General features: G+C 68.4%; 7 protein-coding genes. 4 read left to right on the top strand and 3 right to left on the bottom strand.

The features are described 5' to 3' along the window. Nucleotides 1-5: 5 nt before the first annotated feature. Nucleotides 6-2,486, bottom strand: a complete 2,481-nt coding sequence (locus ACK4S9_RS20765) for a putative bifunctional diguanylate cyclase/phosphodiesterase (protein ID WP_409729453.1) — start codon at nucleotides 2,484-2,486, stop codon at nucleotides 6-8. A gap of 274 nt (nucleotides 2,487-2,760) precedes the next feature. On the opposite strand from ACK4S9_RS20765, the gene ACK4S9_RS20760 reads away from it, so the two are divergent. Next, nucleotides 2,761-4,005, top strand: coding sequence for a hypothetical protein (locus tag ACK4S9_RS20760; protein WP_409729451.1), 1,245 nt, complete (start codon nucleotides 2,761-2,763; stop codon nucleotides 4,003-4,005). Nucleotides 4,006-4,038: 33 nt separating this feature from the next. On the opposite strand, the gene ACK4S9_RS20755 is transcribed toward ACK4S9_RS20760, so the two are convergent. After that, nucleotides 4,039-5,097, bottom strand: coding sequence for an AI-2E family transporter (locus ACK4S9_RS20755; RefSeq protein ID WP_409729449.1), 1,059 nt, complete (start codon nucleotides 5,095-5,097; stop codon nucleotides 4,039-4,041). A gap of 126 nt (nucleotides 5,098-5,223) precedes the next feature. Here ACK4S9_RS20755 and ACK4S9_RS20750 point away from each other — a divergent pair, with 126 nt between their 5' ends. Next, nucleotides 5,224-7,203, top strand: a complete 1,980-nt coding sequence (locus ACK4S9_RS20750) for a hypothetical protein (RefSeq protein ID WP_409729447.1) — start codon at nucleotides 5,224-5,226, stop codon at nucleotides 7,201-7,203. 133 nt (nucleotides 7,204-7,336) lie between these two features. On the opposite strand, the gene ACK4S9_RS20745 is transcribed toward ACK4S9_RS20750, so the two are convergent. Then, a complete protein-coding gene (locus ACK4S9_RS20745; protein ID WP_409729445.1) occupies nucleotides 7,337-8,794 on the bottom strand; it encodes a Gfo/Idh/MocA family protein in 1,458 nt (485 codons plus the stop codon). A 400-nt stretch (nucleotides 8,795-9,194) separates the two neighbouring features. On the opposite strand from ACK4S9_RS20745, the gene ACK4S9_RS20740 reads away from it, so the two are divergent. Together ACK4S9_RS20740 and ACK4S9_RS20735 are read left to right on the top strand one after the other, a co-directional pair. Further along, nucleotides 9,195-12,113: a TonB-dependent receptor domain-containing protein gene (locus ACK4S9_RS20740; RefSeq protein ID WP_409729443.1), complete on the top strand. Its 2,919-nt coding sequence runs from the start codon at nucleotides 9,195-9,197 to the stop codon at nucleotides 12,111-12,113. An 80-nt stretch (nucleotides 12,114-12,193) separates the two neighbouring features. Continuing rightward, a partial coding sequence (locus ACK4S9_RS20735; protein WP_409729441.1) for a pectate lyase occupies nucleotides 12,194-12,948 on the top strand: 755 nt, incomplete at its 3' end.

The raw sequence follows: 12,948 nt of genomic DNA, 5'->3' as shown, positions 1-12,948 counted from the left end.
GCCGATCACTCCTTGCCCCGCTGGCCGAGCAGTGCACCCAGCGCGTCGGCAAAGGCAAGGCTTGCCGCCGCGCAGCAGGCGGGAGGGGCATCCGCCTCCGGGAGGCGCGTGGCGCGCAGGCAGCCCGTTTGTGCCACGAAGGTGTCGCGGCAGGACACCGCGTGGCGCAGACGCTCGTCAGCGCGCGCCTGCCTGGCGCCGCGCAGCGCCAGCCATTCGTCGAAGGCCTGCACCGCGGGCGAGGCCGCGGCCCGGCAGGGTTGCTGCCCGGCGCCGTCGCAGTGCGCGGCCTGCCAGGCGCGCTGCTCCACCAGGGCCTTCAGCAGCAGGATGTCGTCGCGCTCGAGCGGGACCGAGGCCGCCACCGCGGCCGGCAGGCGCCAGCCGGCGAGCCAGGCGGGCAGGGCGGCGGGCGGCATCGGGCGTGCGATGCCGTAGCCCTGGGCCAGCAGGCATCCGAGCTGGACCAGCATCGCCGCATGGGCGTCGCTTTCCGCTCCTTCGGCCACCACTTCGCGCTTGAAGGCCGCGGCCATGCCGATGATCCCCTCGAGAATCGCCAGGTCGTCCGGATCCTGCAGCATGTCGCGCACGAAGCCCTGGTCGATCTTGATGCGCCGGGCGGGCAGCTGCTTCAGGTAACGCAGCGAGGAGTAGCCGGTGCCGAAGTCGTCCAGCGCGAAGCCGACCCCCAGCGCGGCGCATTGCGCGATCAGGCCGGAGACATGGTCCAGGTCCGCCAGCGCGCTGCTTTCGAGCACCTCCAGCTTGATGCGGCGCGGATCGACGCGCGGGTGCGCGCCCAAGAGGGCGCGCAGCTCGTCGACGAAGTCCTTGCGGTGCAGCTGGGCGCCGCTCATGTTCACGCTGATGGCGATATCCAGGCCGGCGTCGAGCCAGCGTTCGTGCTGGCGGAAGGCCTCGGCCAGCACCCAGTTCTCGAGCGCCAGCATGAGCGGGTGGCCATCCAGCGCCGGCAGGAATGCCCCCGGCGGCAGGCAGCCGCGGGTCGGGTGGTTCCAGCGCACCAGGGCTTCGACCGAGTTCAGGGCACCGGTCCGCAGGTGCACGATCGGCTGGTAGTGCAGGGCGAATTCCCCCCTGGCCAGCGCGCCTTCGAGCGCCTCGATCTCTTCGGCCCGCGCCACCATCACGTGGTATCCCTGGCTGTCGAACAGGCAGAAGCGGTTCTTGCCGGCCATCTTGGCATCGTACATGGCCTGGTCCGCCTGCCGGATCAGCTGGTCGGCGTCGACGTCCTCGCCCTGCGGATAGAAGGCCAGTCCCGCGCTGGCGCTCACGCACAGCCGGGTTCCGGCCACCGTGAGCGGTTCGGCGATCGCCTGCAGGAGCCGCGCCATCAGGGGCTGGCAGGCCTGCAGCGACTCGACGCCGTCGAACACGACCACGAACTCGTCGCCGCCGAGGCGGCAGGTGGTATCGCTTTCGCGCACGGCGTCCTGGATCCTGCGTCCGAGCGCGACCAGCAGTTCGTCGCCGCACTCATGGCCGTGCGCCTCGTTGACGGCCTTGAAGCCGTCCAGGTCCAGGCAGGCCACGGCGACGCCGGCGCCGTGGCGGCGCGCCCGTCCCATGGCCTGCTGCAGGCGGTCGGCGAGCAGGCGGCGGTTCGCCAGGCCGGTGAGCGGATCGTAATGGGCGATGTGCTCCAGATGCTGGGCCTGCTGCTTCTGCCGGGTGATGTCGGCGAACACGCCGACGTGGTGCGTGAGCACGCCCTCGTCGTCGCGGATGCCGGCGATGGTCAGGCGCTCCACGTAGAATTCGCCGCATTTGCGGCGGTTCCACACTTCTCCGCTCCAGCTGCCGCTCTGTTCGATGCTGCGCCACATGTCGCGGTAGAAGGCCTTGTCCTGGCGGCCCGAGCTGAGCAGGCGCGGGTTGCGGCCCAGGACCTCGGCCCGCGCATAGCCGGTGATGTCCTCGAAGGCGGCGTTGACGTCGACGATCGCGCCGTCCGCCGAGGTGATGATGATGCCTTCGGCGGCGCTGCTGAAGACACCGGCCGTCAGGCGCCGCTGGTGATGGGCCGCCCGGCGGTCGGTCACGTCGAACAGGGTGCCGACCGTGCCGGCCGGGGCGCCGCCGGCGTCCACCCGGCTGCGTGCGAATACTTCGACCCAGCGAATGGCGCCGCCGGACCCGACGAAGCGCAGCTCCAGGCGGCAGCAGTCGCGCTGGCTTGATAGCAACTGGTCGAGGGCGGCCCGTGCCCGCTCCTGGTCGTCGGCATGGACCAGGGCCAGACAGCAAGTGCCGAGCGTCGCCGCGACAGGGCGGCCGCTCAGCGCCTCCCAGGCGCGGTTCAGGAAACGCCAGCGGCCCTGGTGGTCGGTCTGGAAGATGACCTGCCTGAGTTCGTCAAGTATCGTGCCGTGGCTGTCGGCTGCCTGGGTGGCGTGGACGGCGCTGTCGGGTCGGGTGGCGCAGGGGTGCTGTTCTTGAAAGATGGTGTTGCTGAGCATTATGTAAGGCGTGGCGCGGATGGAGGCGTGGGCCGCCCGAAGCGCGCACCGGCGCATCCGCTGGAACTGGTGATGGGCACCAGAATACAATATTGCCTTGCGTAAATATTATGATCCAGATCAAAAAATACCCAATTAGAATAGGGCGCATCGTGTAATCGCTCAGATTCTCCGGAAACAGTTGTCGCATTGCTGAGGGCCGGGAACTCCGCGATAATCCCCGTTTCGCCCATTGTTTCCTTCCCATTCCGGCATTCCCATGATGAACAACCTGATGTCCACCCTTCGCCCGTCCCGCCTCGCGCTTCCGGTCTCTCTGCTCGCCGTGTTGGCAGGCTGCGCCGTGAACCCGACCGGGGAGCGCCCAAAGGCCTCGGCCCCCACCCAGATCGGCGTCGCTTCCTTCAACATGGCCTGGGCCGGTTCCCAGGAGGATTTCGATCGCCAGAATGCGGTCTGCAAGACCGTGTCCTGGTGCGATACGCGCCCGCGCCGCCAGCCGGGGACGGGCATCGTCACCGACGAGGCGGCGAAAACCGCGCGCCAGTGCGCCGCCGATACCGAGCGCCTGTCGGGCGGTCCGGCGCAGTCGTCCAAGATGGCGCCGTGTAACGCCTACCAGGGCCGGGGTGCGCCGGTGCAGCTGACCAGCGCCGATTACGCGGCCAAGATGGCCGGCCTGCAGGCGACCATCGACCGGCTGATCGACACCGACGGCGTGCGCGTGATCGCCTTCCAGGAAGTGCGATCCGCCGAGGTGGTCAAGAGCCTGCTCGGCCGCCATGCCGGACGCTTCGACGTGTGCGATGCGCCCCACGAGGGTTTCCAGACCACCGCGTTCGCCTGGGAGCGCAGCCTGGGCGAAGCGGGCCGCTGCAGCGTCGATACCGGGCTGGCGATCGTCGACAACCCCGCCGACCCGCTGGCGCGCAAGGTGCGCCCGGGCCTGGCGCTCGAGCTGAAGGTGGCAGGGCGTCCGATCAGCTTCCTGAATGTGCACCTGAAGGCCAGCTGCGCCAACATCGTGCCGACGCCGATCTACCAGGCGCGCCTGCTCGACGATCCCGCTCCCGCCTGCCAGGTCCTGAACCGCCAGGTCGCGCCGCTAGAGCGCTGGATCGACCGCGTGGCGAAGGGGAGTCCCGATTTCGTCCTGCTGGGCGACTTCAACCGCCGCATCGACGAAGAAGCCGCGGCCGACATCCCGCCGCAGAAGGTGCGCTCGGACGGCAGCAACCCGGCTGGCGTGCCGCCGCAGGACAAGGATGGCCGCGTGGCGACGCGCTACCTGTGGCAGGAGCTGAACGACGGCAGCCGCTCGCTGCACCAGGTGCCGCTCACCAGTGTCGACACTGGCTGCAAGGGCTTCTCGGGCCTCGACCACATCGTGCTCAGCGGTCCGCTGGCGCAACGCCAGCCGGCCGCGCTGGGCTCGCGCAAGACCGCCGTGGTGCAGGCGCCGGGCCAGCGCATCGAGACCAGCGACCACTGCCCGCGCAGCGTGACGCTGAACTTCTGACGCACTCCGGCCCTGTCTCCGGCAGGGCCGTTGCTACTCGGCGTGGAATTCGTCCGCGCGCGCGAACAGGCTCCAGGCGGCGATGAACAGCGCCGCGATCACCGGCCCGATCACGAAGCCGTTCAGGCCGAACAGCGCCATCCCGCCGATGGTGGACAACAGCACCAGGTAGTCCGGCAGCTTGGTGTCCTTGCCCACCAGGATGGGACGCAGCAGGTTGTCGACCAGCCCGATCACCAGCACGCCGTACAGCGCCAGCACCACGCCCTGCGTGATCGCGCCCGTGAACAGGAAATAGGCCGCCACTGGACCCCAGATGATGGCGGCGCCGACGGCCGGCAGCAGCGACAGGAAGCTCATCACCACGCCCCACAGCACCGGCCCTGGGACGTCGAGGAACCAGAAGATCAGCCCGCCCAGCGTGCCCTGGGCCACCGCCACCAGCACGTTGCCCTTCACCGTGGCGCGGATCACGGTCACGAACTTGTCGAACAAGGGCTTCTTGTAGTGCGAGTCGAGCGGCACCGCGCGCTTGATCCGCGCCGCGATGGTGCGGCCGTCGCGGAACAGGAAGAACAGCAGGTAGAGCATCACGGTCATGCCGACCAGGAAGTTGAGCGCATTGCGCCCGACGCCCACCGCATAGCGCGCCGCCAGCTGGCTGGCCTGGGCGACTCCGGCGCTGAGCTTGTCCTGCACGGTCGCCATGATGGTCGATTGGTAGCGGTCGAACAGGGAAGCGGCCCAGTCGGGCAAGCCCGCCACCACGCGGCGCAGCATGGCATCGAAGTCGAGGCTGCCGGCGCTGACCATGCCGTACAGCGCCAGCGCCTGGTCGGTCAGCGCGGCGGCGATCAGGGTCAGCGGCAGGATCACCATCAGGATGATCAAGAGCAGGGTGGCGAAGGCCGCGGCGTTGGCGCGTCCCCCGAGCCGCGCCAGCAGGCGCTCGTACACGGGCGCGAACACGATCGCCAGCACCACGCCCCAGAAGACGGCGCCGGAGAAAGGCAGCAGGATCCAGAAAAAGGCGAGGGTCACCGCGCCCAGCAGGAGCAGGAAGGAGTTTTGCGGCAGCGTGAATTGCGTCATCAGGAGTGCCCGAAGTTCAAGGATGGTGTCGATAATACTCTATCAACATTGAAAGGCAATGAATCTTATTGATAGTAGTCTATCAATACCGGATAATGCGCAGCTTTCCGACTTGCGCATCGCCTCATGCTGAAGATCCTGAGTTCGTCCGTCCTGCTGGCCCTGGCCGCGGCGCCCGCCTGGGCACAAACCACTCCCCCCGCCGCCGACCAGAGCCCCGAGCCGGCCACTCCCGGCACCGCGCAACTGCATGGACGGGCCGACGAGAACGTGATGCGCCAGGCCGAGGATGCCTTCGGCACCAGCGTCGGGCGCGAGAGCATCGGCCTGTACAACTCCTCGAGCGTGCGCGGCTTCTCCCCGGTCGCGGCCGGCAATGCGCGCATCGAGGGCCTGTACTTCGACCAGGTCTGGGGACTGACGCCGCGCATCCGGCGCGCCACCAACATCCGGGTCGGCATCTCGGCCCAGGGCTATCCCTTCCCGGCGCCGACCGGCATCGTCGACTACAGCTTGCGCAAGCCCGGCGATCGGGCGAAGCTGGCGCTGGTGACGGGTGGCGACAGCTACGGCGGCGCCTATGTCGAGGCCGACGGCGAACTGCCGCTGGCGCGCGGCCTGGGCCTGGGCATCGGCGCCGCCGCCGGCGCCAACGAGTACCCCAACGGGACCGATTCGCGCTACCGCAATGCGGCGCTGAGCCTGCGCTGGCAACCGGTCGCGGCGCTCGAAATCGTCCCCTTCTGGCATCGCGCCGAGACCTATGATGACGAAAAGGCGCCGAGCTTCCTGCCGGCCGGCCCCTATCTGCCGCCGCGCGTCGAACGCCGCCGTTTCAACGGGCCCGAGTGGGCGGACTTTCGCACCACCGCGATGAACTACGGCGGCCTGGCCACGCTGCGCGCCGGCGACGGCTGGACCCTGCGCGGCGGGATCTTCCGCTCGCTGTACAACGACCATCGCGCCTTCACCCACTTGCTCACCGGCGTCACGCCCGAGGGCAGCGCCAGCCGGCGCCTGATCGTCGACCCGCCGGCGGAGAATGTCTCGACCAGCGGCGAACTGCGCGCCACGCGGGTGGTGGCCGAGGGGCCGCGCCTGCACAACCTGCACTTCAGCGTGCGCGGGCGCGACCGCCAGCGGCGCTACGACGGCTCGCAAGCCTTCGACCTGGGGCGCACCACGATCGATGCGCCCTACACCGCGCCGGAGCCGGCCTTCGTGTTCGGCGAGCAGACCCACGACCGCACCCGCCAGTGGACCGGCGGCTTCGCCTACGATGGGCGCTGGCGCGATGTCGGCGAGATCGGCTTCAGCCTGCAGAAGACCGACTACCGCAAGCGCCTGCACAAACCCGCCCTGGCGCTCGCCACGGCGGCGGACAAGCCATGGCTGTACAACCTGACGGCCGCCGCCCACCTCGGCCCGCGGCTGGTGGCCTTCGGCAGCTTCACCCGCGGCCTGGAAGAGAGCGGGGTGGCGCCCAGCAATGCGCTCAACCGCAACGAGCTGCTGCCGGCGATCCGCACCACCCAGGGCGACCTGGGCCTGCGCTATGCGGTGAGCCCGGAGATGAAGCTGGTCGCCACCGTATTCGACTTGCGCAAACCCTATTTCAATTTCGACGCCGGCAACCGCTACGCCCAGCTGGGCGACGTGCAGAACCGGGGGCTGGAAGTGTCGCTGGCGGGCGCCGTGGGCCCGCGCCTGAACGTGGTCGCCGGCGCGGTCCTGTCGCGGCCGCGCGCCACCGGCGAAGGTGTGCGCCTGGGGCGGGTGGGGGAGCGCCCGGTCGGCATGAGCCGCCGCAGCGCCGAACTCAACCTGGACTGGCGCACGCCCTGGCTGGAGGGGCTGTCGCTGGACATGACGGCCTCGCACAGCGGCGCCATCACCGCCACCGTCGACAACCGGGTCGCCATCCCGGAGCGCACCCTGGTGGCGCTGAGCGGCCGCTACCGCTTCATGCTGGGGCGGCAGCCGGCCTCGCTGCGGGTGGCGGTGAACAATGTGTTCGATACCTACGGCTGGGAGTTGCGCGGCGCCGGCGCCTATGACGTGATCAACGGGCGCCTGGTGTCGGCTTACTTGTCAGTGGATATGTAACGTAGGGTGGACGGCTATGCCGTCCGCGCGTTCAAATTCGGCATGTGAAGACTGCGCGGCTGTTCTCGCCACAGTTGAACGCGCGGACGGCGAAGCCGTCCACCCTACGATTCTTGCCCTGGTAAGGGTCTAATCACGGAATCTTGATGCGGATCGGCATCGGTACCGGCGCGCGGCGGTCCGGCATCGGGGCGCGCTCCGGCGGCGCGAGGCCGGTGACCAGGTCGGCCACGCGCACCGTCTGCCCGGTCTCGAAGCACTGGTTGGCGGCGATCCCGACCAGCGCCGACCAGGCGCCGGCGCGCTCGTCCGAGGCGCGCTTGTACTTGTCGGGCGCGCCCTCGCCGAAGATCTCGGCGAGCATGACGTCGTCGCCGCCGCCATGGCTGCCCTTGCCGATGATCGGCTCGATGTCGCGCGGCTGGCCGCGCATCGGGATCACGCGGATCGAGACGCTCTCGCTGCCGCTTTGCACCTTGGCGGCGCCGGCCGCGCCGCCCGATTCGACGATGCGGTGTTCGATGCGGCCCTTGGTGCCGTTGAAGGCGATGTGGTAGCCCTCCCACGCGTCGTAGGCCGACAGCGCGTAGTTCAGGTGCGCGCCGTTGTCGTAGCGGACCATCACGTTCATGGTGTCTTCGATGTCGATGTCCGGTCGCCACACGCACCCGTCGCGGTAGTAGCCGTCGTATTTCTCGTTGTCGAGGAACAGGGCTTTGAGCCCAGGGTCTGAAGCCAGGTCGAAGTAGAAGTTGCACTTCTGCTTTTCCGGGCAGGTCAGGCAGCGCTCGTGCGGACCGGACAAGCCCATGCGGCGCGCGGTTTCCGGAGTGTAGAACTGGCGCGAGCCGAAGGCGTGCACGGTCTGCGGCTGCGCGCCGAGCCACCAGTTGACCAGGTCGAAGTGGTGGGTCGACTTGTGCACCATCAGGCCGCCCGAATTGGCCTTGTTGGCGTGCCAGCGGCGGAAGTAATCGGCGCCGTGCACCGTGTTGAGCAGCCAGGTGAAATCGACCGAGATCACGTCGCCGATCTCGCCCGACATCAGGAGCTCCTTGATCTGGGTGCGCGGCGGCGAATAGCGGTAGTTGAAAGTGACGCGCACCTGGCGGCCGGTTCGTTTGACGGCGTCGAGGATGCGCTGGGCCTTCTCGGCGGTGGTGGTCATCGGCTTTTCGGTGATCACGTCGCAGCCGGCGTCGAGCGCGCGCACGATGTAGTCGTCGTGGCTGGCGTCGGTGGTGGTGACGATCACGTACTCGGGGCGGGTCTCGCGCAGCATGCGGTCGAAATCGCCCGCCGCGTAGCCGCGCGGCTGGCTGGCGCCGCTCTCGGTGACGATGCGCACGGCGCGCGCCAGGCGCCCGGCATTGCGGTCGCAGATGCCGACGACTTCGCTGGTATCGCGGAACTTGCCCGTCATCGCATTGGTGAACATGCGCGCGCGCGAACCCACGCCCACCACCGCATAGCGCTTGCGCGGGGTTGCCGCCCAGGCGCCGGCCGAGCCGGCAGCAAGCATCAGGCCTGCCGCCCCGGCCGTCTTCAGTATGGTGCGGCGGTCGACGCCTCCGGAATTCTTTTCATTCATGCTTCGTCTCCAGTCTTGTTGTGCGCCTTTGGCGTCCACGTCCGCAGGCTTGCCGTATGGTGGCGCGAACCAGATTAATTGGCAAGACCACCTTTACGACTGGTTGGACAAATAACCCGTTGTGGTCGAGCGATTTTGCTGAAAAACACGGTTATTCGTTACTAAATCACAACGGTTTAGTGCGTGCTCCAGCAATTTTTTGACCCATCGAAGCGTTCGCGATAAATATATCTTGTTAAAAAGTGGCCTGACCAATTTATAATCCGGTCATATCACTTCTTGTAAAACCTGCAAAGACAGGTCCGGGATGTGGGGCCGAGGCACAGGGTTTGGCGTAACGTGGCCTGGCCAATCAGTAGTGTGGTCATATCAATTCTTAGAAAAAAGATAGGAGACGTGCATGAACCCGAGCTTTGTTCCCACCCCGCGCCGCGCCGTGCTGGCAAGCGCAGTGAGCCTGGCGCTGTTCCAGTTGGCGGCCCAGGCGCAGGCGCAGAACACCGAAGCCCCGTCGTCGACGCCAGCCCTGCAGGCGGTGGTGGTGACCGGCTCGCTGATCCGCCGTGTCGACGACGAGGGCACGAATCCCGTCACCACCGTCAAGGCCCAGGAGCTGGAAGCCCGCGGCCATACCGAACTCAAGGACTTCGTGCTGGAGCAGCCGCAGTCGCTCTCGCTCGGCACCAACACCGGCGCGGCCGGCCCCGTGACCAACCTGCGCGGCCTCGGCCCGATGCGCACCCTGACCCTGCTCAACGGCCGCCGCCTGGCGAACGAGCCGCTGCAGGACCAGTACGTCTCGGTCAACGTCATCCCGCGCATGGCGCTCGACCGCGTCGAGACCCTGAACGGCGGCGGCGCCTCGATCTACGGCGCCGACGCCATCGGCGGTGTCCAGAACTACTGGACCAAGCGCGGCTACCAGGGCGGCGCCATCAAGGCCGAATACGCCCGTCCGGAACTGAGCGGCGGCGGCGCCACCAAGAGCATCGGCGGCATCTTCGGCTGGGGCGACCTGGGCCAGGAAGGCTGGAACGCCTACATCGCCATCGACCACCAGAAGAAGGATGCGCTGTTCCAGGGCGACCGTCCGGACCAGCACGACCCGGCCGTGCTGCGCAGCCTGGGCCTGGGCATCACCCCGGACGGGCGCAACCCGAACCCGCTGGCCAACTTCGGTTTCGCCCGCATTGCGAACTCCAATTACAACCCGAACTTCGGCACCGGCTGCGCTTCGCCCTGGTCGCTGCCGACCCTCGGCAACAACAGCCTGGCGACCCCGCCGGTGTACGCCCCGGGGTGCGTGCGCAATCCGCTGTTCTGGAACGCCGTCACCGATGGCAGCGAGATCACCACCGTCGCCGGGCGCGCCAGCTGGAACCTGGCGGGCGGCCACAAGCTCGACCTCGACGTGCTGCACTCCCAGTTCACCGTGCAGAAGTTCCGCGGCATGCAGGTCCCGAACGCGACCCAGCCGTTCACCACCTATTCGATGCCGGCGACCAGCCGCTTCTACCCGGGCAAGGGCATCACCCCGCTGCCCCAGGTGGTCGGCAGCAACACCGGCGCCAACACCCCGGCCATGTTCATCGACCCGGCCAAGACCCCGGGCACGGCGGCGCCGCTGAACATGAACAACCGCACCATCTACTTCCAGTGGGGGCCGGGCGAACTGGGACCGGCTTACCGCAACGACGAGCAGGGCAACGACCGCGTCGTGCTGTCGCTCGAAGGCGATGTGATGGGCTGGGACTACCGCCTCGGCGCCAACTATGGCCGTTCCAGTCGCGACACCCGCGTGGGCGAAGGCTACATCCTGTATTCCAAGGCCCAGGCCGGCTTCGACCAGGGCATCCTGAACCCCTTCGGTCCGCAGGACGCGGCCGGCCTGCAGTACCTGCGCAGCATCCAGGCCGAGGACTACACCTACCGCCTGAACAAGGCCTTCAACAAGAGCGTCGACGCCACCGTCACCCGTCCGGTGTGGAGCCTGGGCGGCGGCGACCTGGTGGTGGCGGTGTCCGGCGAGCTGCGCGAGGACTCGGCGCGCACCCACGACGCGCCGCTCGACTTCGTGTACAAGCGCGCCGACGGCAGCTACGAGATCGACGCCTCCGGCAACGTGACGCGCTCCGACCTGGTGGGCGAGACCCCGCAGGGCGTGGCCAAGAAGCTCAAGCGCAAGATCTCCTCGCTGATGTTCGAGGTCGACGCCCCGATCACCAAGACCTGGCTGGTCAACGGTTCGGTGCGCGCCGACCGCTACGACGACCTGGATCAGACCACGGTGAACCCGGCCCTGGCGACCCGCTGGGCGCCGATGCAGGAGATGGTGCTGCGCGCCTCGGTGTCGAGCGGCTTCCGCGCCCCGTCGATCATGGACATCCAGAATCCGACCCCGGAAGTGCGCAGCCAGCTGATGGACGACCCGGTCCTGTGCCGCAGCAACCGTCCGCTGGAAGCCGGCACCGGCACCCCGTCGGCCGGCTATACCGCCGACCAGGTCTGCAACGTCCTGACCAATTACTGGACCAAGTCGCCCAACAACACCCACCTGAAGCCGGAAAAATCGCGCGGCTTCAACATCGGCATCGGCCTGGAGCCGATCAAGAACCTGTCGCTCACGGTCGACTACTGGGGCCTGAAGCTGCGCGACGTGCTGGGCGCGGTCTCGATCGCCGAGATCCAGCAGAACCCGGCCAAGTACGAGAGCGTCATCAACCGCCGCGCCGACGGCACCATCGACTACATCATCGCCAGCCAGGCCAACCGCGGCCAGACCCGCATCCGCGGCGCCGACATCTCGGGCAGCTACCGCTTCCCGAAGACCAGCTTCGGCACCTTCGACGCGAAACTCGATGCGACCTGGTACCACAAGTACGAGTTCCAGAGCGAGGCGGGCGGCGAGTGGCGCAGCAACGTCGGCATCATCACCAACGACGGCCGCTTCGGCAGCGCCGGTCCGAACTCGGGCCTGGCCGGCATGCCGCAGGTGAACCCGCGCTGGAAGTACACCGCCGCCGTCACCTACAGCACCGGCCCGTGGCGCGCCACCCTGTCGCAACGCTTCACCACCGCGCTCACCGACCTGACCCCGCGCGCCGGATCGAACCTGACCGAAGTGGAATCGTATAGCCAGTTCAACCTGAACCTGCGCTATACCGGCATCAAGAACACCACCGTGTCGCTGGGCGTGAACAACATCACGGAAGAGTGGCCGCCGCTGACCGCCAACACCATCTACAGCGGCGGTTACCTGACCAGCCTGGCGGACATGATGGGCCGCGTGTACCGCGCCTCCGTGGAATACAAGTTCTGAGGCATCCGCAGTCAAGGACCGGCATGGGCGGCGCGCCAGCGCGACCCATGCCGGTCTTTCTTTTGGAAGTGAGAAGAACCATGCGAGCAGCAGCACTTTCCCTCGCCGCCCTGTGCCTGGCGCTGCCCGTCGCCGGCCGGGCCGCGACCCTGTCCACCATGACGCCGGCCCAAGCCCTGGACGAGGCGCGGCTGGCGCCATTGCCCGCCGCCGAACGCGCCCCGTGGATGGCCTACCTGGCGCGCTCGCGCGCGTTGATGGCGGCCGACAAGGCCGCCCTCGCGGCCGAGCGCCACGGTCCCGCCGGCGTGCCGGCGCGCCCGCATGCGGCGCCGGCGGACGGCGGCATGCCGCTGCGCAGGCCGGCCGCGTGGTACGGCACGCCGGAAGCCCTTCGCGCGGCGGACACCATCCTCAGTTTCCAGACCCCGGCCGGCGGCTGGGGCAAGAATGCCGACCGCGCGGGGCCGCCGCGCCGGCCGGGCGAGCATTGGGTGCCGGGGGCGAGCGGGCGCAAGGCGGTTTGGCACTACGTCGGCACCATCGACAACGGCGCCACCACCACCGAGATGCGCTTCCTGGCGCGGGTGCAGGCGCAGTCGCACCCGCACGGCAAGGGCGAAGCCTGCCGCGCCGCGTTCATCAAGGGGTTGGGCTACCTTCTGGCCGCCCAATACCCGAACGGCGGCTTTCCCCAGGTCTATCCGCTGCAAGGGGGCTACCACGACGCCATCACCCTGAACGACGACGCCATGGTGAAGGTCGTGGAGTTGCTGCTGGAGGCAGGCGGCGGGCGGGGCGACTACGCCTTCGTGCCGGCCGCGCTGGCCGGACA

The organism is Massilia sp., assembly GCF_046293535.1.
Taxonomy (GTDB): Bacteria; Pseudomonadota; Gammaproteobacteria; order Burkholderiales; family Burkholderiaceae_D; genus Telluria.
The sequence above is the reverse complement of the archived record's forward strand: the minus strand, read 5'-3'. Positions and strand labels throughout refer to the sequence as shown.